The organism is Streptococcus oralis (genome assembly GCF_019929365.1).
Classification (GTDB): domain Bacteria; phylum Bacillota; class Bacilli; order Lactobacillales; family Streptococcaceae; genus Streptococcus; species Streptococcus oralis_BT.
The window spans coordinates 500,824-520,216 of sequence record NZ_JAHZPH010000001.1; the positions used below are offsets into that span (position 1 = coordinate 500,824).

Genomic DNA, 19,393 nt, shown 5'->3' on the forward strand with positions numbered 1-19,393 from the left:
CAAAGCTGAAATTCAACAAACAAACTAAATCTGTTATGATAATAATTAAATGATCTTTGTATTTTTCACTCTATTTTTCCCTGTTAGAGGCAACTTATAGCAACTTTCAAGAATCAGAATGATAAATATCGAATTTCATTCTCTCTTTGACTACGAAATATGATATACTAAAATATCGAACGAGGAAAAATTATGACCAACGAATTTTTACATTTTGAGAAAATCAGCCGTGAAACCTGGCAGTCCTTGCATCGCAAAACAACTCCTCCCTTGACGGAAGAAGAACTGGACTCCATCAAGAGTTTTAACGACCAAATCAGCCTACAAGATGTGACAGACATCTATCTGCCACTGGTTCACCTTATCCATATCTATAAAAAAGCCAAAGAAGATTTGTCTTTCTCAAAAGAAATCTTTCTTCAAAGAGATAGCAAGCCCCAACCTTTTATTATTGGGGTTTCTGGTAGTGTTGCTGTAGGGAAATCGACCACTAGTCGCTTACTTCAGATTCTTCTATCACGTACTCTCCCGGATGCTACTGTAGAATTGGTGACAACTGACGGTTTTCTCTATCCCAACCAAACTTTAATTGAGCAAGGTATCTTAAATCGCAAAGGTTTTCCAGAGAGTTATGACATGGAAGCCTTGCTGAATTTTCTTGACCGCCTAAAAAATGGACAGGATGTCGATATTCCAGTCTATTCTCATGAAGTGTATGACATCGTCCCTGGGGAGAAACAACGCGTTAAGGCTGCGGATTTTGTCATCGTTGAAGGAATCAATGTCTTCCAAAATCCTCAAAATGAGCGCCTTTACATCACTGATTTCTTTGATTTCTCCATCTATGTGGATGCTGCTGTCGAAGACATTGAAGGTTGGTATCTGGATCGTTTCTTAAAACTCCTCAGCTTTGCCCAAAATGATCCCAACAGCTACTACCACCGCTTTACGCAAATGCCGATTGGAGAGGTCGAAGCCTTCGCTCATCAGATCTGGACCAGCATTAATCTAATAAATCTACAAAACTATATCGAACCGACAAGGAATCGTGCCGAGATCATTCTCCACAAGGCTAAAAACCATGAAATCGATGAAATTTACCTAAAAAAATAATTTCCCCTTGTCAAAACCTGAGTTTTCAGATATAATGGTATAGTTAGTAAATATGGAGGTAAGAACATTGGCAAACATTAAATCAGCTATCAAACGCGCTGAATTGAACGTTAAACAAAACGAAAAAAACTCAGCTCAAAAATCAGCTATGCGTACTGCTATCAAAGCTTTCGAAGCAAACCCTTCTGAAGAACTTTTCCGTGCTGCTAGCTCAGCTATCGACAAAGCAGAAACTAAAGGTTTGATTCATAAAAACAAAGCAAGCCGCGATAAAGCTCGTCTTTCAGCTAAACTTGCTAAATAAGAAACAGTCCATAGAGGCTGTTTTTTTGTCCTCTAATAAGAAAAGGTAGAAAATGAAAATCGCAATCATCGGATATTCTGGAGCTGGTAAGTCAACCCTAGCTGAAAAATTATCAAACTACTACTCCATCCCAAAACTGCATATGGATACACTCCAATTTCAACCTGGTTGGCAAGACAGTGACCGCGAATGGATGTTGACCGAGATGAAAAACTTTCTCACAAAGCATGAAGCTTGGGTCATCGACGGTAACTACTCTTGGTGCTATTACGAGGAAAGAATGCAGGAAGCTGAGCAAATTATCTTTCTAAATTTTTCCCCATGGACTTGTCTCTTTCGAGCCTTTAAACGGTATCTCACATACCGAGGCAAGGTCAGAGAAAGCATGGCAGCAGGCTGCCCTGAACGCTTTGACTGGAACTTTATCAGATGGATTCTCTGGGATGGACGGAGCAAATCCGCTAAAGAACGTTATCAGCAGATTCAAGAAACCTATCCGGAGAAAGTAATTGTCCTCAGGTCACAAAAGGAGATGGACCAGTTCTTAGAAAAGCTCACACATAACAAGAAAAACCAACGTACCTAACGTTGGTTTTTTGCTTTTATCCAATCACACTTCCGTTTGGTACAGCTGGATCAACTGTGAGAAGGGTTAGTTTGCCATCATGTTCAGCTGAGAGGATCATGCCTTGGCTGACATATTTTTTCATCATCTTGCGAGGTTTGAGGTTGGCAACGATTTGGACTTTCTTGCCGACCAATTCTTGCTCATTTGGATAGTATTTCGCAATTCCTGAGAGGATTTGACGGTCTTCGCCATCACCAGCATCTAGGCGGAATTGAAGCAACTTATCAGAGCCTTCCACTTTAGACACTTCTTTGACTTCAGCAACACGAATCTCAACCTTATCGAAGTCTTCAAACTTAATTTCATCCTTGTTCAGTTTGAGTTCGACTTCGTCTGGATTCCATTCTTTTTCGACTGCTGGCTTGCTACCTTCCATTTGTTCCTTGATATAGGCGATTTCTTCTTCCATATCCAAACGTGGGAAGATTGGTGTTCCTTTGGCTACTACTGTTACACCCTCAGGAAAATCCCCCAAGCTCAAGTTCTCAAGACTAGTAACTTCTGCGAGACCAAGCTGAGTCAAGACTGCGCGACTGGTTTCCATCATAAATGGCTCAATCAAGTGTGCTACGACACGAAGGCTGGCTGCCAAGTGGCTCATGACACTTGCCAATTGGTCACGAAGAGCTTCATCCTTAGCCAAGACCCATGGGGCTGTCTCATCAATATATTTGTTAGTACGAGAGATAAGCGTCCAAACTGCTTCTAGAGCACGTGGGTAGTCAACTGCATCCATGTGTGTATGGTAATCAGCAATTGATTCAGTAGCTACTTGAGCAAGAGCATGGTCAAATTCTGTCACACCTTCTACATAGGCAGGGATTTGTCCATCAAAGTACTTGTTAATCATGGAAACCGTACGGTTGAGGAGGTTTCCTAGGTCATTGGCCAATTCATAGTTGATACGGCCTATGTAGTCCTCGGGAGTAAAGGTTCCGTCTGAACCGACTGGAAGGCTACGCATGAGGTAGTAACGAAGCGGATCCAGTCCATAACGCTCTACCAACATTTCAGGATAGACGACATTCCCTTTAGACTTAGACATCTTGCCGTCTTTCATGACAAACCAACCGTGGGCAATCAAGCGGTCAGGCAACTTCATATCCAACATCATGAGAAGGATTGGCCAGTAGATAGAGTGGAAACGAAGAATGTCTTTTCCGACCATGTGGAAGACCGTTCCATTCCAGAACTTATCAAAGTTACCATGTTCATCTTGACCATAACCAAGAGCTGTCGCATAGTTAAGAAGGGCATCAATCCAAACATAGACAACGTGTTTAGGATTGGACGGCACTGGTACTCCCCATGTAAAGGTTGTACGAGAAACCGCTAAGTCTTCCAATCCTGGCTCGATGAAGTTACGTAGCATTTCATTAAGACGACCATCTGGAGTGATAAAGTCAGGATGTGATTTAAAAAATTCAACCAAGCGATCTTGATATTTACTTAGACGAAGGAAGTAAGACTCTTCTGAAACCCATTCAACCTCGTGACCAGATGGAGCGATACCGCCCGTCACATTTCCAGCTTCGTCACGGAAAACTTCTGCAAGCTGGCTTTCTGTAAAGAATTCTTCATCTGAGACCGAATACCAGCCAGAGTATTCGCCCAAGTAGATATCATCCTGAGCAAGTAAGCGCTCAAAGACTTGAGCCACTACTTTTTCATGGTAATCATCAGTCGTACGGATGAATTTATCGTATGAGATATCTAGTAATTGCCAGAGTTCTTTGACTCCAACCGCCATCCCGTCAACATAAGCTTGTGGTGTAATACCAGCTTCTTCTGCTTTCTGTTGGATCTTTTGACCATGCTCGTCAAGACCTGTCAGATAAAAGACATCGTAGCCCATGAGACGTTTATAACGCGCTAGGACATCACAGGCGATAGTTGTGTAAGCAGAACCGATATGAAGTTTACCAGATGGATAGTAAATCGGTGTTGTAATATAAAAATTCTTTTCAGACATATTTTTTCCTTTCCAGGCAAATGAAACCTGTTTTTCTAACACTTCATTATATCATATTTTCGGTGATTTTCGATAGGGAAATCTATACAAAAACAAGATAGACAAATGTCCATCTTGTTTATCTTATTCATAGCGAAGGGCTTCAATTGGATCAAGCTTAGACGCTTTATTGGCTGGTAAGACCCCAAAGATCATACCAACGCTGGCCGAAACAGCCAAGCTAAAGAGAGCAATCGGTAGCGAGACACCAATTTCTATTCCTTCCATCATATTTTTTAACAAAGCGCCTGCTAGCGTGGTCAAGCCCGCTGCACTTACTAGGCCGATGACTCCACCTAACAAGGTCAATATCATGGACTCAATCAAAAACTGTACCAAGATATTAGCCCGTGTAGCTCCCAATGCTTTACGAAGACCAATCTCACGAGTACGCTCCGTTACAGAAACCAGCATGATATTCATAACTCCAGTCCCTCCCACAAAGAGAGAGATTCCTGCGATAGCACTGATAATAGCGGTCATAAAACCAAAGATTTGCTGAACCTCTGCAAAAGCGGCAGTTTCGTCTACAACCTGATATTCTCCCTGCTGTACTCCTGCAATTTCTGTCATCTTACGTGCGAGTTCTGGCCCCAAAGTCGGAGTTAGACTCGTATCATTCACACGAAAGACAATATTAGAAATTTCCTCCACATTAAAATTAGCTGCTACAGAAGCATTGGTTGTAATCGGTAAACCACCTACACCAAACATCTTAGCACTTTTAACAGCAGGACTAGAGTAAACACCAATCACGCGGTAGCTATATCCATTGGCTGAAATGATTTGATTGAGTGCTGCCTGAGGCGAGTCAAAAAGACTTTTAGCGAGTTCCTCATCTAGCAAAATCACACTTGTAAAATCTCGGTAATCTTGTTCTCTCAGATCCCTACCTGCAATAATTTTATTTTCTACAGCAGACATATAAGTCATATTCCCACCTGTCAGACTTGCTCTCTCTACCTTTTTATCCTTGTAGGTCAAAGTAACATTTGTACTATTAGTCACATAATAGCCATCTACACCTTTTAGTTTGGCAGTTTCCTTAACCCACGATTCCTGTGTTTTAGGTGGTTCTACGTGAACATCTTCTTCTTTACCAGATAGTGTCAGTGCAGATTGCTTTTGTGTAAAGGAACCGTCCTTACTTTTAATTGGTGAGAAAAATACCTGAATATTTTTCTGAGATTTTGTCATATTTTTATTGACCTGACGAGACATAGAGTCCCCTAAAGCCATGATGACAACTACTGAAGAGACTCCGATGATAATGCCAATCATAGTCAAAAAGGAGCGCATCTTGTGTGCCATAATAGATGAAAAGGCAAATTTCAGATTTTGCATCTTAGTTCTCCTTCCCTTCCAAACGAGCGCTATCAGACGAAATAACTCCATCACGGATTACAATTTGGCGTTTTGCATAGGCTGCAATTTCGGGCTCGTGCGTTACCATAATAATCGTCTTGCCTTCTTCATTTAACTCAACCAAGAGTTCCATGATTTGGCTTCCTGTTTTCGTATCCAAGGCGCCTGTCGGTTCATCAGCTAGGATGATTGAGGGATCGTTAACAAGAGCACGTGCAATGGCCACCCGTTGTTTTTGACCGCCAGACAACTCCGAAGGAAGGTGATGAATACGATCAGTCAACTCTACTTTACTCAGATATTCCTCTGCCAACTTGCGACGTTGGGCAGCTGGAACTCCTGCATAAATCAAGGGTAACTCGACATTTTGAACAGCATCCATCTTTGACAAAAGAAAGAACTGTTGAAAGACAAAACCAATTTGTTGGTTACGTACCTGTGCCAACTGCTTTTCACCTAGACGGGCCACTTCTTGACCTTCTAGATAGTATTCGCCGCTAGTTGGGGTGTCCAGCATTCCGATGGTATTCATCAGAGTAGATTTACCCGAACCAGATGGTCCCATAATGGCAACAAATTCCCCTTCGCCAATCTCCAAATTAATATTTTTCAAGACCTGCAGTTCCTGTTCACCATTTCGATAGCTCCGGCAGATGTTTTTTAGACTAATTAGTTGTTTCATCAGCCTTCACCTCTTTTCCTTCTTCCAAGGAAGTCGTTGGATTACTGATGACTTTGGTTCCGTCTGTCAAACCAGATGTGATCTCTTGGTTTTCTGCGTCAGCATTTCCTAGGCTAACTTCGATTTTCTTAGCCTTATTCTCTTCGTCAACAACCCAAACGTAGTTTTTTCCGTCTTCAGTAATGACACTGGTTAAGGGTACGAGGATTGATTTCTTGTCACTTTTAACCTCAACACTAACGGTAAAACCTGGTCTCAAATCACCAATCTCACTCGTTACTTCAATCGTATAAGGATATTTAGAACCAGTATTCCCCCCAGTTATAGCATTCGTTCCTTCTCCACTATTTTTAGGGTAAGCTGAAATAAAGCTGATCTTCCCTGTCCAAGTTTTATCTTGGTAAACTTTAGAAGAGAAGGTCACTTCTTGGCCAACAGAAAGGTTGGCAAGATTGTACTCGGAAAGTTCTCCCTTGACTTGTAGATTGTCGTTACTTACTACATGAACCATCACTTGATTTGCAGCAGTTGTGGACTTTGATACATTGCGATTAACTTCTACAACTGTACCTTCTAGCGTACTCAAAACCTTTGTTGCGTCCAATTGGGCCTGCGCCTTTTTAAGTTGCGCCTCTGCATCAGCACGACTATCACGAGCATCACTAATCTGAGAATCAATGGAAGAGACAGAAGAACTCTGTGCTCCATCATCATATTCTTCCGAATCAGCTAGAGTGTTGTTTCGTGATTCCTTCAAGTCATTGATACGACGATCAGCCTTGGCTATGGCACGGTTAGCTGCATCATAAGCAGACTGCGCTTCTGTGCTGTTGTATTTTACGAGCGCTTGTCCTTTGTCAACCTTATCTCCAACAGAAACCAAGATTTCATCCACCTCACCCTTACTTGCATCCAAATAAACATATTGTTCATTTTTTGCGGTGACGGTACCAGATAAAAGAACAGAGGAGGCAACTGTTCCTTCCTTTGCGACTACAAGATGCGATGTGTCATCCTTACCGGCAGCCTGAGAGGGCTGTCTAAATAGCAAAATACCCACTGCACTGATTATAATAATACTTGCAGCACCAATAGCTGTGTATAGTTGCCATTTTTTAGTTTTCTTATTCCCCTTCATCACAAAACTCCTGTTTTATTTTCAATACAAAGACTATTATAGCAAATTTACCTACTCTAAACAATGATTGTTCAGAGATAAAAGAGAACAATTCAGGAAACATGCCTTATTTTCATTTAATTTATGCAGAATTGTACTAGTAACATCATACACCTTATTTCTATATTTAGCAAGTGTTTTCTGCTATTTCTTTAGAGCGTAGCAGATTTTTGCATTCAAATAGTAAAAACGATAGAATATGACTATCAAAGCTATAAGGAGTTTTCCATGAGAGAATATGATATCATCGCCATCGGTGGAGGAAGTGGCGGCATCGCCACTATGAACCGAGCTGGTGAACACGGCGCTAAAGCAGCTGTTATCGAAGAGAAAAAATTAGGTGGAACTTGTGTCAACGTTGGCTGTGTTCCTAAGAAAATCATGTGGTATGGAGCGCAAATCGCTGAAAGCTTCCACCACTACGGCCCTGACTATGGTTTTACAAGTTCAGATGTTCAATTTGATTTCGCAAAACTTCGTCAAAATCGTGAAGCCTACATCGATCGTGCCCGCTCGTCTTATGATGGAAGTTTCAAGCGCAACGGTGTTGATTTGATTGAAGGTCGTGCTCATTTCGTTGATTCCCACACAGTCAGCGTTAATGGTGAATTGATTCGTGCCAAGCATATCGTGATTGCGACTGGCGCTCGTCCAAGCATCCCAACTATCCCTGGAGCTGAACTTGGTGGTAGCTCAGACGATGTCTTTGCTTGGGAGCAACTTCCTGACTCCGTTGCGATTCTTGGAGCTGGTTATATTGCCGTTGAATTAGCAGGTGTTCTCCACGCACTAGGAGTAAAAACTGATTTGTTTGTCCGTCGTGATCGTCCCTTGCGTGGTTTTGACAGCTACATCGTTGAAGGACTTGTCAATGAAATGGAAAAAACAGGTCTACCTTTACACACACATAAGGTACCCGTCAAGCTCGAAGAAACTGAGCAAGGTATTACGATTCATTTTGAAGACGGCTCTAGTCACACTGCAAGCCAAGTTATCTGGGCTACCGGCCGCCGCCCAAATGTAGACGGTCTTGAGTTAGAAAAGGCTGGCGTTACACTTAACGAACGTGGATTTATCCAAGTGGATGAATACCAAAATACTGTTGTAGATGGTATTTACGCCCTTGGAGATGTTACTGGTGAGAAAGAACTGACCCCAGTAGCCATCAAGGCAGGACGCACCCTATCTGAACGACTCTTCAACGGGAAAACAAATGCCAAGATGGACTACACGACTATCCCTACTGTTGTCTTCTCACACCCAGCAATCGGAACGGTTGGTTTAACTGAGGATCAAGCTATCAAAGAATACGGCCAAGATGACATCAAAGTCTACAAGTCAAGCTTTGCATCTATGTACTCTGCCGTTACTGGCCATCGCCAGGAATCTCGCTTCAAACTCATCACCGCTGGTGCTGACGAAAAAGTTGTTGGCCTACATGGACTTGGTTACGGAGTGGATGAGATGATTCAAGGATTCGCTGTTGCTATCAAGATGGGAGCAACCAAGGCAGACTTTGATGCTACAGTAGCTATTCACCCGACTGCCTCTGAAGAATTTGTAACCATGCGCTAATTGTTGAAAGAGACTTTAAAGAGTCTCTTTTTACTTGCAAAATCGGCTGTTACAAAATTGTTACCTAGATTTCAAAAATAGGTTGACTTCTGTTTCTAAATTAGTATAATAGTTACTATAATTTTGAAAAGAGGTTAACAGTTTTGAAAAAAGCTCATATCTATGCTATCCCTGCTATCGGTGCTGCTCTCATCGCCGTATTGGCACAAATCAGTCTCCCTATCGGTCCTGTACCTTTCACTCTGCAAAACTTTGCGATTGGTCTGATTGCTACTGTTTTTAGACCTAGAGAAGCCGTCCTTTCTGTAGCTCTCTATCTCCTTCTGGGCGCCATTGGTCTACCTGTCTTTGCAGGGGGTGGTGCAGGATTTCACGTTTTAGTCGGTCCAAGCGCAGGTTATCTTTGGTTCGACCTTGTCTATGCAGGACTTACCTCTTATCTCATCCATCAGAATAGTGGCTATATCCGCATTTTCCTAGCCAACCTCTTGGGTGATTCCCTCGTCTTTGTCGGAGGTATTCTCAGCCTCCACTTCCTTGCTGGTATGCCATTCGATAAGGCACTCGCTGTCGGTGTCCTTCCCTTTATCCTCCCTGATCTTGGTAAAATCATTGCGATTAGCTTCATTGGTCGTCCACTATTACAACGACTTAGGGGACAAGCATACTTCTCAATTTAACCCAAAAAGGATACTGAGTCAAAAACTCAATATCCTTTTATTGATTTCCTTTAAAAGCATCCACCATTACTTGAAATTCCTCGTTTGTAAGGGTGATTCCTTTTCCCATTTTGGTATGATCAGGGCTCCAAGTTCGAATATCAAACTTAGCTGGAGCGCCATTAAAGCTGACTCGGTTTAGTTCTTTTGTCCATCCTTTGTCATTTTCAGACAAGGTCAGTAAGTGTTCTTCGATTTCAAATGTAAATTCTGCCATTTTAACTCCTTTATATGATATGCTTTCTCTAGTCTATTCGTAAAATCTTGTAGATTTTAGGAAAATTTTATATAATATGGTTATATAAGAGGGGAGAAGCCTATGAGATATACATTCAAGCATGTCTTAGATAAGATACAAGACTTTCTCAGTGGACAGGATGTACGAGATTATTCTGAAAACGACTCCCTCATTGCTACAATTGAACAAGCCATCCAGAAAAAAACTGCTGTTCATGTCATACTAGCTGAAACAAGCTTCACTGGTGATATCGTCAAATATGATACCAGTCGTCAACAGATTGTTGTCAAAAATTTTACAAAAAATGTGACACGTATCATCCGAATCACTGATATCAAAAGACTTCGTTTCGTCCCTTCAACTGTACAAACAGCTCAGAAAAATAGATTTAAGAAAGAGTGAGATGTTTTTCATCCCACTCTTTTTCTTTTTAACGAATTTGTTCAAAATGCAGGTGGACTGCGATGTGGTCACCGTAACCACTTCTCTCCAAATCGCGTTGTAAGCGGTAAGAAATGTAATGTTCTGCGATGGTGATATATCCTGCCCCCAACAAACGATTTTCAACCATTGATTGAATCATGCTAATGGTCGCACGTTCCACTTTTGCTTCTTCCAAGTCCAAGACTACTTTTTTAGTGACTTGAGCTAGGTTTTGACGTAGGTCATCAGTCAAAACATAAACTGTCTGAGCTGCTTTTAGGACAGCTTGGTAAATTTTATCTGGATCAAAGTCTGCAACTTCTCCATTACGTTTGATTACTTGCATAAGGTTCTCCTTTATTCTTTGTTTTCTCTGATTTCAGCCAGCATTTTTTCTTCTTCTGCTGTTAGTTGATAGTTTTCTAGCAAATCTGGTCTGCGCTCATAGGTTTTCTTTAAACTCTCATAAAGTCGCCACTGACGAATCTTCTCATGGTGCCCACTCATAAGCACATCTGGAACCACCATGCCTCGATAGTCATAAGGACGTGTGTATTGGGGATATTCGAGCAATCCCGAAGAAAAACTATCGTCCTGGTGACTAGACTCCTTGCCAATCACTTCAGGAATCAAGCGAACAGTCGCATCAATCATAGTCATAGCCGCCAATTCGCCACCAGTCAAGACATAGTCTCCTAGGGAAATTTCATCGGTTACCAAGGTCTTGATGCGTTCGTCATACCCTTCATAGTGACCGCAGATAAAGATTAGCTCTTCCTCTTGGGCCAAATCTTCAGCATAAGCCTGATCAAACTGTTTCCCAGCAGGATCGAGAAGAATCACGCGCGGCTTTTTCTTTTCAATAGCATCAAAAGCATCGAAAATAGGTTGGGCGCGGAGCAACATACCCTGACCTCCTCCGTAGGGCTCATCGTCAACATGACGGGCCTTTTCAGCATATTCTCTGAAATTATGGTACTGGATATCCAAGAGACCTTTTTCTCGAGCCTTTCCAACAATCGAGTGCTCCAGCGGAGAAAACATCTCAGGAAAGAGGGTTAAAATATCAATCTTCATCGTCTAGTCCTTCTAAGATTTCCACTTGGACCCGCTTGTTTGGAAGATCAACATGGAGAACTACTGGCGGAATGTAAGGTAAAAGCAAATCTCGCTTACCTTTTCGCTTAACCACCCAGACATCATTGGCACCTGGTTGTAGAATCTCCTTGATAGTTCCAATCAAGTTGTCTCCTTCATAAACTTCCAAACCAATAATCTCGTGATAGTAGAATTCTCCATCGTCTAGGTCATTTAGATCTTCCTCAGAGACCTTGAGACTGTACCCTTTGAATTTTTCAATCGCGTTGATATGGTACATGTCTTTGAATTTGATAATGTCAAAATTCTTATGCTTACGGTGGCTAGCTATGGTCACTGTTTGGACAAACTGATCTTTTTCATCAAATAAAGCCAGCTCTGCCCCTTTTTTAAAACGTTCCTCAGCAAAATCCGTCACAGACAAGACTCGCATCTCACCTTGTAGACCCTGCGTATTGACGATTTTTCCAACATTAAAGTAGTTCATCTTGTCTCCTGTATCTATTTCTATCCTTTATTTTATCACGTTCTAGGGATTTTCACAAGTTGCAGAAAAAGGCTACTATCATGGATGCTTTCTTTCCAAAAATCCTTCCAAATCTCTTTTATGCTGATACTTAATGGCAGCTTTTTTATCTTTCTCAAAGATGGTATTTGTTAGGTCAATGTCATTGATGGCCGCGATTGCAACAGTGTAATGAATGATATCAGCTAGTTCTTTGGCTAGTTCCTCATTTGAATCCTGGACCCCCTCTTTTCGACCGGAGCGTCCATTCAAGACCTCTGCTACCTCTCCGACTTCCTCCACTAGCTTCATAAAGAGACCTTCCTCAGTCCGAGACTGCTGGTAATGTTCGAGTAAGTAGTCTTGTAATTGTCTAAACGTTAAATCCTTCATATCCTGCTCCTTGCAAAAAAAGCGAGACATTCGTCCCGCCCTTCTTATTTTTCGTCAATAACGATTCTTACTTTTTTGTCTTCAGTTGGGACAGAGTAGACAATCGTTCTTATCGCTGAGATAGTGCGACCCTTACGACCGATAACACGACCGACATCGCTTTGGTCAAGATCCAAGTGATACTCCAAAAACTCTGGTGTGTCTTCAATCTTGATAGTTAAGGCATCTGGTTGTGAAATCAAAGGTTTCACAATAGCAATAATGAGATTTTCAATCGTATCCATCTGTCAACCTACTTTAAACTTATTTTGAGAATTTAGAATCGTGGAATTTTTTCAATACGCCTTCTTTTGAAAGGATGTTGCGAACTGTATCTGAAGGTTGAGCTCCATCAGCCAACCATGCAAGAACGCGGTCTTCTTTCAAAGTCACTTGGTTTTCAGCAACAAGTGGGTTGTAAGTTCCAACTGTTTCGATGAAACGTCCGTCACGTGGTGAACGTGAGTCTGCTACGTTGATACGGTAGAAAGGTTTTTTCTTAGAACCCATACGAGTCAAACGGATTTTAACTGCCATTTTTTAATGTCTCTTTTCTTATTTTTTATTTCGGTGAAATAGCTAAGCTATTTAGCACATGTTCTATTATAACAGATTTTCGAGAGGTGTCAAGAAAAAAACTTGACAGAGTTAAAAATTTTTAAATTTTTTAGAAATTTATTAGACTAATAGAGATAAATTAGAAAGAAAAAATTTATGAATACTACTTTTGATAACTACCCTGTCAAGCCCTATATCTCTCTTAATCGTGATGTCGAAGCTTGGCTACTAAATCTCAAGCCCATTCCCAAATGACACATGGACCTATTAGCAGATGATTTACTAGCAGGAGATATCATTCTCCTATGGAGAATCAACTTTGGCACTTTTACAACCGAAACATGATTTTAAAAACTCCCATTCGAATATGATTCAAAATTCGCTTAAAATCAATGTTTTCCCACTTTTTCAGAAAACAAATTTTTATCTAATTTAAATAACTTTTAATTAAATAGTGTGAATTTTGCTTAAAATCATCAAAAACACCCCATGGTGTGAACCATGAAGTGTTGTAAATGCTGTATTGTAGCTAGTTTTTAACGTTTAGAAAACTACCTAGCTTTACGAGCTTTCTTAAAATCTGGTTTGGAAAGTATGCGTTTCAGTTGGACTAAAAACAGCGAAATATCAAGGATTTTAAGAACGATATCTACTAATTAATTTATAAAATATGAATTAATAGATTCTAAATAGGGGAATAGTTTAGGTCTGTAATCATTAAAATAATACACCTAACTTTGGTCACCGTTTTTTAGTTATTCACTCTTTTTTCAGATAGTGTTTTTAAAGTTATGATGTAAAATGCCGCAATTAAAACACTATACATCATAATCGGAGGATAGAGAATTAAGGATAGAATCAATCCCACTCCTTTAATTATTAGGTCAGGTATCAATAACTTTCTATATTGTGCGGTAGCTTCAAGTAATTCTTTCTGATCTATATTGGGTTTATCAATTACTTTATGTAAAAACCAGTTTGCTACCGTTGAAACAATAACGATCAGTCCATAAAAGAGCTGTGCCGTATGGTTCATGAAATGACTACTAACGATTCCAGTAGCATAGGGCATAAATGAAACAAAAAATAAAAGAAACAAATTCCACCAAACAATTTGTGGGGAAATTTTCTCAACCTTTTCCCATAGTGTGTTTAGTGCCATCCATAACGATCCTAACCAGAAAAAGGAAAGAAAATAAGCAAAGAAATTTTGCCGTAAATCCCAAAAAGCTTGAAGACTTGGTGTCGTTGGTTTTTCTAATTCTAAGATTAGGATAGTCATTATAATTGCTAGAACCGCATCTGTCAATGCAATTAATCTATCTTTCTTCATCAGATTACATCACCTTTCATTTTGTAGCATTCTATCTCATCGTATAATATTTATTAATCTTAAATATTAGATATTCATTTCATACTTTGAGTACAAACAAGATACACTAAAAAACATGTATCTGTCATATTTTATTTAACTTTAGAAATATTCATCCATCTAATTAATAAATATATCATATTTCACAATAAATGACTACTATCAAAGATACATTTTCTTTCAAATTCCTCCCTTTTCAACTTGGCTAACTTGAGCTGCATTACCTAGGTCGATTTGCTTTAAATTATACTTTTTTCTTAAACATTTGATACGAGTAGGTATTTCTTATGGGAAATTTTCATCAAAAAATTTCATATATAATCCCCTATAATCATGGAAAAGTAGTAAAAATAGTTGTTATCCTAGTTGATTAAAAAAATCTCTGATTTCCTCATCTTTTATAAAATAATATATAATTTTCCCCTCTCTTCTAGTGTCCAAGATGTTTTGATTGGCTAGTTTACGAAGATGGTGGGAGGCAGATGCCATACTGAGATTTAGTAAACAGGCTATATCGCAGACACAGAGTTCTTCGACGGCAAGGAGATAAAAGATGATATTTATCTGTTTATTATCGGTAAATTTTGATAAAATGCGAAGTGATTTTTGGACTTTTTCCTTTTCAAGGTAGTTCGTTGCGGTTGTAACATTTTGTTGATTTATAATATTCACTTGGCAGATACTATCTTTTTTCATAATTTTTTCTCCTAGCCGAACACAGTCCTTAGCATGTCAAAGCTGTTGTTTTCAATCAGAATATACATCCCCAATCCTAAATAAACAACGGCAATAAACCATCTGCTATATTTTTCCAAAGTTTCTCCAACAGAAGGGACTTGTGCCAATTTTTGGGCAGAAAAAACCAAGAGATAAATCATGACTAGAAAGGTAAGTAAAGCCACTATCAAATTCGCTAAATTTAAGGTAATAAAATATGGGACAAAAACACCAATATTGTCAGCGCCACAACTTGCAAAAGTGATCATAGCGACTAGAAAAATCAGGTTTTTATTGTCTTTTCGCAAACCATCTTTTGCAATAGCTTCTCCATCAGAATCTCCTAAAAGCAAAACTTTGAGCCCTAGGAAAATTGGAATCAAACCGAGCAAACCTAAAATCTCTTTACTAGGAATATAATTTAAGACAAATGCAAAAAGTAAACTTAGCAATATTAGACTAACAGAGCCTAGAAATTGTCCTAAATAGATGTTAATGATGTCTTTTCTGCTTTTTCTTTTGGCAAAAAATAACATTAGGATAATAAGTAAGTCTACGGCTGTCCCAGAATACAGGATTATTGAAGTAACAACATTTTGAATCATAAAACACCTCATTCAAATATATTTTTGAATGAATTTTAACATTAAACTTTGTAGATGTCAACTTCAGCTCCATCAAAGTATAGATAAGAAGGTAGAGATTGGACTGAAATATAGTGAAATGTATTAAAATTGAAAAAAGAAAAAACGCTTGAAATCAGAGTTTTTCTTATGTATTGATTCGTATTGAATGCTTACTTCACTTCTGTAAAAATTAACTTCTACACCTACAAAGCCTATTCTGACAGACTTTATAAAAGCCTAAGAAAAAAAGTAGAGATTCATACAGTGTCTAGATTTTCCAAAAATTCTTTATCATCAAATATTATTAACGAAACTATTCAAACCAAATCCGATGCATTGCTTCAAAGAATTCTTTAGTTGTTTGACTCGCTTGATCATCTAAATACCACTATGAAAGAGAATATCCTCAAAAGTATGGAGAGTTACAGTACTTTCTAAGATGAGGGCTCCAGATTTGGACCAATCCCTTCGTGACAACTTTTCAGGAGAAGAATTAGCAAGTTACTTTTCAATTCGTGGTTACAAATTGACTCCAAAGGGGGAGCAGATACTGGAACAGTACCAGGACATTATCGACCGTCATCCAAAGAAAAATCTCTAAGCAAGCGACTTTCTGGTCGGCTTCCTCTTAAACTACCTTGTCACAAATATTTGAAATCACCTCCCTTTTAGGGTACAATGATAGAAATGAATTTTTGAGAGGAAAACAATGAAAAAACTAGCAACCCTTCTTTTACTATCATCTATTGCCCTTGCAGGATGTACTAGTATCCAACGTGGTCTCCGTGGTGATGACTATGTCGACTCTAGTATCTCAGCTGAAGAAAGCTCAAAAGCAGCTGCTCAGGCTACCAAAGATTTGAATGATGCTTTAACAAATGAAAATGCCAACTTCCCTCAACTTTCTAAAGAAGTTGCCGAAGATGAAGCTGAGGTCATTCTCCATACAAATCAAGGCGATGTACGCATCAAACTCTTTCCAAAATTAGCACCATTAGCAGTTGAAAACTTCCTTACTCACGCTAAGGATGGCTACTATAACGGCATCACCTTCCACCGTGTTATCGATGGCTTTATGGTCCAAACTGGAGATCCTAAGGGAGATGGTACAGGTGGCCAATCCATCTGGCATGATAAGGATAAAACGAAGGATAAGGGAACTGGTTTCAAAAACGAAATTTCTCCCTACCTATACAATATCCGCGGAGCCCTTGCTATGGCTAACACTGGTCAACCAAACACCAACGGTAGCCAGTTCTTCATCAACCAAAACTCAACAGATATTTCTGCGAAACTCCCTACTAGCAAGTATCCAAAGAAAATCATCGAAGCTTATAAAGAGGGGGGAAATCCTAGCCTAGATGGCAAACATCCTGTATTTGGTCAAGTCATCGATGGCATGGATGTTGTCGACAAGATTGCCAAGGCTGAAAAAGATGAAAAAGACAAACCAACTACTGCTATCACTATCGATAGTATCGAAGTGGTGAAAGACTACGACTTCAGCAAAAAATAAGCCATCAACAGATAAGGAGACGATGACATGATTTTATTTTGGGGTTCTAAAGGTTATCAAAAAGATTTAGGACATACGCAAACTGCAATCGAATGTGGTCACTGTAACAATGTCGACGCTTGGGAGATCGTAGAAACTGGGCGCAAGTTCACCCTCTACTGGATTCCACTTTTCCCTTATGGTAAAAGTTACTTTGTTTCTTGTCCGGTTTGCCACTATGGTAAAGAAATTGAGAAATCTGAAGTTGAAAACTATTTAAATTACTAGTCAAAAAAGGCCAAGTCATTTCGACTTGGCTTTTTTAGTGCTTTTAAGTCAGCTTGTTAAAGTCCCAGATTTGGTCCATCCAGCCTTCATAAAAGTCTGGTTCGTGGCAAACTATAAGAATGCTTCCTTTGTATTCTTTAAGCGCCCGTTTAAGTTCTTCCTTGGCATCTACATCCAAGTGGTTGGTTGGCTCGTCCAGCACTAAAACGTTGTTTTCACGGTTCATCAAGAGACAGAAACGCACCTTGGCCTGTTCCCCACCTGACAAAACCTGAATCTGACTTTCGATATGTTTGGTTGTCAAGCCACAACGAGCAAGGGCTGCACGGACTTCTGCTTGATTGAGTGCTGGAAAGGCATTCCAAACAGCTTCAAGAGGTGTTTGACGATTGCCACCTTCTACTTCTTGCTCAAAGTAGCCAAGTTCTAGATAGTCGCCACGTTCGACTTCTCCAGCAATTGGTGGAATAATGCCCAAGAGAGACTTCAAGAGGGTTGTTTTCCCGATACCATTGGCTCCAATAATGGCAACTTTTTGATTGCGTTCAAAGGTAAGGTTTAAGGGTTTGGTAAGTGGACGGTCATAACCAATCTGTAAGTCCTTGACTTGGAAGATAAAGCGCCCTGGCGTACGAGCCGGTTTGAAATCAAAGGATGGCTTTGGTTTCTCGCTTTGGAGTTCAATGATATCCATCTTGTCGAGTTTCTTTTGACGGGACATGGCCATATTACGCGTTGCAACACGGGCTTTATTTCGAGCCACGAAATCCTTGAGGTCTGCAATCTCTTTCTGTTGACGTTCATAGGCCGCTTCTAACTGAGATTTCTTCATAGCATAGACTTCTTGGAACTGGTAGTAGTCTCCAGAATAACGAGTCAATTGTTGGTTTTCCACATGGTAGACGATATTAATCACGTCGTTGAGGAAAGGAATATCGTGCGAAATAAGGACAAAAGCATTCTCATAGTTTTGGAGATAACGCTTAAGCCAGTCAATGTGTTCAGCATCCAAGTAGTTGGTTGGTTCGTCCAGTAACAAGATATCAGGCTTTTCAAGGAGGAGTTTAGCCAAGAGGACCTTGGTTCGTTGCCCACCTGACAATGCTGTTACGTCTGTATCCATACCATAGTCCATGACACCGAGGGCACGCGCTACTTCATCAATCTTGGCATCTAAAGTATAAAAATCACGACTCTCCAAACGGTCTTGGAGTTCGCCAACTTCTTCCATCAGTGCATCGATATCTGCGCCCTCTTCGGCCATTTCCATATAGAGGTCATTGATACGTGCTTCTGCTTTGAAAAGCTCATCAAAGGCTGTACGGAGCACATCACGAACAGTTTGACCTTCCTTTAGCACAGCATGCTGGTCCAAGTAGCCAGCAGTCACATACTTAGACCACTCCACCTTTCCTTCGTCTGGCAACATCTTACCAGTCACGATGCTCATAAAGGTTGATTTTCCCTCACCATTGGCACCGACTAAGCCGATGTGTTCACCCTTGAGGAGACGGAAAGACACATCTTCAAAAATTGCACGGTCACCAAAACCGTGACTCAGATTTTTAACTTCTAAAATACTCATGTTAATTCCTTATATTGTTTTTATGTAGTAGTTTATAAAGGATCCAAGCTAGGTAGCCACCCAAGGTATTGGTCCACAAATCATCAATCTCAAAGACCCGATTAAAATCAAAGAAAAAGTCTAAGACTAGTTGTGTGCACTCGATTCCCAAGCTCAGTATAAAACTGAGAAGAAGAAACCTTTTAGTTTTTCTTAGAGAGGGCAAGAGATAGAGCAGTTGAAAAACCATAGGGAAGAGCAAGAAGACATTTAAGATGTTCTGCAAAAAGATCCAAATGACTTGTCCCAAACTAGTCACTTCACCCAGATTCCAAAGGGAGTTTAAGGGAGTTAAAAGAAAAACCAGGCGTCCAAAAGTTTGAATACCTGGAGTTTCCACTCCTGTAGGAAGTTGAGGTTGGGGAGTAAAACAAAAACAGATAATGCAAAGGCTGTAAATAGCCACTCCCAACCTTAAGATTAATTCTCTTTTTCTAGTCATT

At 40.0% G+C, this 19,393-nt stretch carries 25 protein-coding genes and 1 pseudogene; 10 read left to right on the forward strand and 16 right to left on the reverse strand.

From position 1 onward, the window contains the following. Positions 1-192: 192 nt before the first annotated feature. From coaA to K1I53_RS02530, 3 genes are all read left to right on the forward strand, one after another. Positions 193-1,113 (forward strand): type I pantothenate kinase, encoded by a 921-nt coding sequence (coaA, locus tag K1I53_RS02520; RefSeq protein ID WP_000180474.1) that lies wholly within the window; start codon positions 193-195, stop codon positions 1,111-1,113. A 67-nt stretch (positions 1,114-1,180) separates the two neighbouring features. After that, positions 1,181-1,417 (forward strand): 30S ribosomal protein S20, encoded by a 237-nt coding sequence (gene rpsT / locus K1I53_RS02525; RefSeq protein WP_001274000.1) that lies wholly within the window; start codon positions 1,181-1,183, stop codon positions 1,415-1,417. A gap of 52 nt (positions 1,418-1,469) precedes the next feature. Continuing rightward, a complete protein-coding gene (locus tag K1I53_RS02530; RefSeq protein ID WP_000684216.1) occupies positions 1,470-2,003 on the forward strand; it encodes a DNA topology modulation protein in 534 nt (177 codons plus the stop codon). A gap of 16 nt (positions 2,004-2,019) precedes the next feature. Here the strand turns inward: K1I53_RS02530 and metG are convergent, their stop codons facing one another. The 4 genes from metG to K1I53_RS02550 form a co-directional block, all read right to left on the reverse strand. Further along, entirely contained in the window at positions 2,020-4,017 is a 1,998-nt protein-coding gene (gene metG / locus K1I53_RS02535; RefSeq protein WP_001291389.1) for a methionine--tRNA ligase, read from the reverse strand. A 123-nt stretch (positions 4,018-4,140) separates the two neighbouring features. Further along, complete coding sequence (locus K1I53_RS02540; protein ID WP_223328072.1) at positions 4,141-5,400, reverse strand: ABC transporter permease; 1,260 nt, start codon at positions 5,398-5,400, stop codon at positions 4,141-4,143. A 1-nt stretch (position 5,401) separates the two neighbouring features. Then, a complete protein-coding gene (locus tag K1I53_RS02545) occupies positions 5,402-6,103 on the reverse strand; it encodes an ABC transporter ATP-binding protein (RefSeq protein ID WP_000811477.1) in 702 nt (233 codons plus the stop codon). After that, positions 6,087-7,241 (reverse strand): efflux RND transporter periplasmic adaptor subunit, encoded by a 1,155-nt coding sequence (locus K1I53_RS02550; protein ID WP_223328074.1) that lies wholly within the window; start codon positions 7,239-7,241, stop codon positions 6,087-6,089. Before K1I53_RS02550 ends, K1I53_RS02545 begins: the two co-directional genes overlap by 17 nt. A 267-nt stretch (positions 7,242-7,508) precedes the next feature. Here K1I53_RS02550 and gor point away from each other — a divergent pair, with 267 nt between their 5' ends. Further along, complete coding sequence (gene gor / locus K1I53_RS02555) at positions 7,509-8,855, forward strand: glutathione-disulfide reductase (RefSeq protein WP_223328075.1); 1,347 nt, start codon at positions 7,509-7,511, stop codon at positions 8,853-8,855. 143 nt (positions 8,856-8,998) lie between these two features. Then, positions 8,999-9,535: a biotin transporter BioY gene (locus K1I53_RS02560; RefSeq protein ID WP_223328076.1), complete on the forward strand. Its 537-nt coding sequence runs from the start codon at positions 8,999-9,001 to the stop codon at positions 9,533-9,535. 37 nt (positions 9,536-9,572) lie between these two features. Here the strand turns inward: K1I53_RS02560 and K1I53_RS02565 are convergent, their stop codons facing one another. Then, the gene (locus tag K1I53_RS02565) at positions 9,573-9,791 is read right to left on the reverse strand and encodes a YdbC family protein (RefSeq protein ID WP_061452411.1); all 219 of its coding nucleotides are present in this window, start codon (positions 9,789-9,791) and stop codon (positions 9,573-9,575) included. Between the two features lie 102 nt (positions 9,792-9,893). Between K1I53_RS02565 and K1I53_RS02570 the strand changes: the two genes are divergently transcribed. Beyond that, positions 9,894-10,214: a hypothetical protein gene (locus tag K1I53_RS02570; RefSeq protein WP_223328077.1), complete on the forward strand. Its 321-nt coding sequence runs from the start codon at positions 9,894-9,896 to the stop codon at positions 10,212-10,214. A gap of 28 nt (positions 10,215-10,242) precedes the next feature. Here K1I53_RS02570 and K1I53_RS02575 read toward each other — a convergent pair whose 3' ends face one another. The 6 genes from K1I53_RS02575 to rpsP all read right to left on the reverse strand — a co-directional run bounded on the left by K1I53_RS02575 (position 10,243) and on the right by rpsP (position 12,807). Further along, entirely contained in the window at positions 10,243-10,581 is a 339-nt protein-coding gene (locus K1I53_RS02575) for an ATP cone domain-containing protein (RefSeq protein WP_001196053.1), read from the reverse strand. Between the two features lie 11 nt (positions 10,582-10,592). Then, positions 10,593-11,312 carry a tRNA (guanosine(37)-N1)-methyltransferase TrmD gene (trmD, locus tag K1I53_RS02580; protein WP_125448530.1) on the reverse strand — a complete coding sequence of 240 codons (720 nt, stop codon included), beginning with the start codon at positions 11,310-11,312 and terminating at the stop codon, positions 10,593-10,595. Beyond that, positions 11,302-11,820, reverse strand: a complete 519-nt coding sequence (rimM, locus tag K1I53_RS02585; RefSeq protein ID WP_223328078.1) for a ribosome maturation factor RimM — start codon at positions 11,818-11,820, stop codon at positions 11,302-11,304. Before rimM ends, trmD begins: the two co-directional genes overlap by 11 nt. Positions 11,821-11,898: 78 nt before the next feature. Further along, positions 11,899-12,231, reverse strand: coding sequence for a MazG nucleotide pyrophosphohydrolase domain-containing protein (locus K1I53_RS02590; protein ID WP_223328080.1), 333 nt, complete (start codon positions 12,229-12,231; stop codon positions 11,899-11,901). A gap of 44 nt (positions 12,232-12,275) precedes the next feature. After that, positions 12,276-12,515, reverse strand: coding sequence for an RNA-binding protein KphA (kphA, locus tag K1I53_RS02595; protein ID WP_000379617.1), 240 nt, complete (start codon positions 12,513-12,515; stop codon positions 12,276-12,278). A gap of 19 nt (positions 12,516-12,534) precedes the next feature. Continuing rightward, positions 12,535-12,807 (reverse strand): 30S ribosomal protein S16, encoded by a 273-nt coding sequence (gene rpsP / locus K1I53_RS02600; protein WP_000268760.1) that lies wholly within the window; start codon positions 12,805-12,807, stop codon positions 12,535-12,537. A 177-nt stretch (positions 12,808-12,984) separates the two neighbouring features. Between rpsP and K1I53_RS02605 the strand changes: the two are divergent. Next, positions 12,985-13,173, forward strand: a pseudogene (locus K1I53_RS02605) (hypothetical protein). Between the two features lie 406 nt (positions 13,174-13,579). Here the strand turns inward: K1I53_RS02605 and K1I53_RS02610 are convergent. The 3 genes from K1I53_RS02610 to K1I53_RS02620 form a co-directional block, all read right to left on the reverse strand. After that, on the reverse strand, positions 13,580-14,161 hold the full coding sequence (locus K1I53_RS02610; RefSeq protein WP_000711074.1) for a TMEM175 family protein: 582 nt from the start codon (positions 14,159-14,161) through the stop codon (positions 13,580-13,582). 396 nt (positions 14,162-14,557) lie between these two features. Continuing rightward, positions 14,558-14,896 (reverse strand): Cd(II)/Zn(II)-sensing metalloregulatory transcriptional regulator CadX, encoded by a 339-nt coding sequence (cadX, locus tag K1I53_RS02615; RefSeq protein WP_000711085.1) that lies wholly within the window; start codon positions 14,894-14,896, stop codon positions 14,558-14,560. Positions 14,897-14,907: 11 nt separating this feature from the next. Further along, entirely contained in the window at positions 14,908-15,522 is a 615-nt protein-coding gene (locus tag K1I53_RS02620; protein ID WP_000615745.1) for a CadD family cadmium resistance transporter, read from the reverse strand. A 460-nt stretch (positions 15,523-15,982) separates the two neighbouring features. On the opposite strand from K1I53_RS02620, the gene K1I53_RS02625 reads away from it, so the two are divergent. From K1I53_RS02625 to K1I53_RS02635, 3 genes are all read left to right on the forward strand, one after another. After that, a complete protein-coding gene (locus K1I53_RS02625; protein WP_111466904.1) occupies positions 15,983-16,144 on the forward strand; it encodes a hypothetical protein in 162 nt (53 codons plus the stop codon). Positions 16,145-16,252: 108 nt separating this feature from the next. After that, positions 16,253-17,059, forward strand: coding sequence for a peptidylprolyl isomerase (locus tag K1I53_RS02630; RefSeq protein ID WP_223328087.1), 807 nt, complete (start codon positions 16,253-16,255; stop codon positions 17,057-17,059). Between the two features lie 27 nt (positions 17,060-17,086). After that, positions 17,087-17,326, forward strand: a complete 240-nt coding sequence (locus tag K1I53_RS02635) for a zinc-ribbon domain-containing protein (RefSeq protein WP_223328089.1) — start codon at positions 17,087-17,089, stop codon at positions 17,324-17,326. A gap of 43 nt (positions 17,327-17,369) precedes the next feature. On the opposite strand, the gene K1I53_RS02640 is transcribed toward K1I53_RS02635, so the two are convergent. Together K1I53_RS02640 and K1I53_RS02645 are read right to left on the reverse strand one after the other, a co-directional pair. After that, positions 17,370-18,911 (reverse strand): ABC-F family ATP-binding cassette domain-containing protein, encoded by a 1,542-nt coding sequence (locus K1I53_RS02640; protein ID WP_223328091.1) that lies wholly within the window; start codon positions 18,909-18,911, stop codon positions 17,370-17,372. A 1-nt stretch (position 18,912) separates the two neighbouring features. Next, on the reverse strand, positions 18,913-19,392 hold the full coding sequence (locus tag K1I53_RS02645) for a VanZ family protein (protein WP_223328093.1): 480 nt from the start codon (positions 19,390-19,392) through the stop codon (positions 18,913-18,915). Between the last annotated feature and the right edge of the window lies 1 nt (position 19,393).

Coding starts and splice junctions, on each gene's coding strand:
- coaA (WP_000180474.1), top strand. CDS start 193: ATGACCAACGAATTTTTACATTTTGAGAAAATCAGCCGTGAAACCTGG.
- K1I53_RS02530 (WP_000684216.1), top strand. CDS start 1,470: ATGAAAATCGCAATCATCGGATATTCTGGAGCTGGTAAGTCAACCCTA.
- metG (WP_001291389.1), bottom strand. CDS start 4,017: ATGTCTGAAAAGAATTTTTATATTACAACACCGATTTACTATCCATCT.
- K1I53_RS02540 (WP_223328072.1), bottom strand. CDS start 5,400: ATGCAAAATCTGAAATTTGCCTTTTCATCTATTATGGCACACAAGATG.
- K1I53_RS02545 (WP_000811477.1), bottom strand. CDS start 6,103: ATGAAACAACTAATTAGTCTAAAAAACATCTGCCGGAGCTATCGAAAT.
- K1I53_RS02550 (WP_223328074.1), bottom strand. CDS start 7,241: ATGAAGGGGAATAAGAAAACTAAAAAATGGCAACTATACACAGCTATT.
- gor (WP_223328075.1), top strand. CDS start 7,509: ATGAGAGAATATGATATCATCGCCATCGGTGGAGGAAGTGGCGGCATC.
- K1I53_RS02565 (WP_061452411.1), bottom strand. CDS start 9,791: ATGGCAGAATTTACATTTGAAATCGAAGAACACTTACTGACCTTGTCT.
- K1I53_RS02570 (WP_223328077.1), top strand. CDS start 9,894: ATGAGATATACATTCAAGCATGTCTTAGATAAGATACAAGACTTTCTC.
- K1I53_RS02575 (WP_001196053.1), bottom strand. CDS start 10,581: ATGCAAGTAATCAAACGTAATGGAGAAGTTGCAGACTTTGATCCAGAT.
- trmD (WP_125448530.1), bottom strand. CDS start 11,312: ATGAAGATTGATATTTTAACCCTCTTTCCTGAGATGTTTTCTCCGCTG.
- rimM (WP_223328078.1), bottom strand. CDS start 11,820: ATGAACTACTTTAATGTTGGAAAAATCGTCAATACGCAGGGTCTACAA.
- K1I53_RS02590 (WP_223328080.1), bottom strand. CDS start 12,231: ATGAAGGATTTAACGTTTAGACAATTACAAGACTACTTACTCGAACAT.
- kphA (WP_000379617.1), bottom strand. CDS start 12,515: ATGGATACGATTGAAAATCTCATTATTGCTATTGTGAAACCTTTGATT.
- rpsP (WP_000268760.1), bottom strand. CDS start 12,807: ATGGCAGTTAAAATCCGTTTGACTCGTATGGGTTCTAAGAAAAAACCT.
- K1I53_RS02610 (WP_000711074.1), bottom strand. CDS start 14,161: ATGAAGAAAGATAGATTAATTGCATTGACAGATGCGGTTCTAGCAATT.
- cadX (WP_000711085.1), bottom strand. CDS start 14,896: ATGAAAAAAGATAGTATCTGCCAAGTGAATATTATAAATCAACAAAAT.
- K1I53_RS02620 (WP_000615745.1), bottom strand. CDS start 15,522: ATGATTCAAAATGTTGTTACTTCAATAATCCTGTATTCTGGGACAGCC.
- K1I53_RS02625 (WP_111466904.1), top strand. CDS start 15,983: ATGAGGGCTCCAGATTTGGACCAATCCCTTCGTGACAACTTTTCAGGA.
- K1I53_RS02630 (WP_223328087.1), top strand. CDS start 16,253: ATGAAAAAACTAGCAACCCTTCTTTTACTATCATCTATTGCCCTTGCA.
- K1I53_RS02635 (WP_223328089.1), top strand. CDS start 17,087: ATGATTTTATTTTGGGGTTCTAAAGGTTATCAAAAAGATTTAGGACAT.
- K1I53_RS02640 (WP_223328091.1), bottom strand. CDS start 18,911: ATGAGTATTTTAGAAGTTAAAAATCTGAGTCACGGTTTTGGTGACCGT.
- K1I53_RS02645 (WP_223328093.1), bottom strand. CDS start 19,392: ATGACTAGAAAAAGAGAATTAATCTTAAGGTTGGGAGTGGCTATTTAC.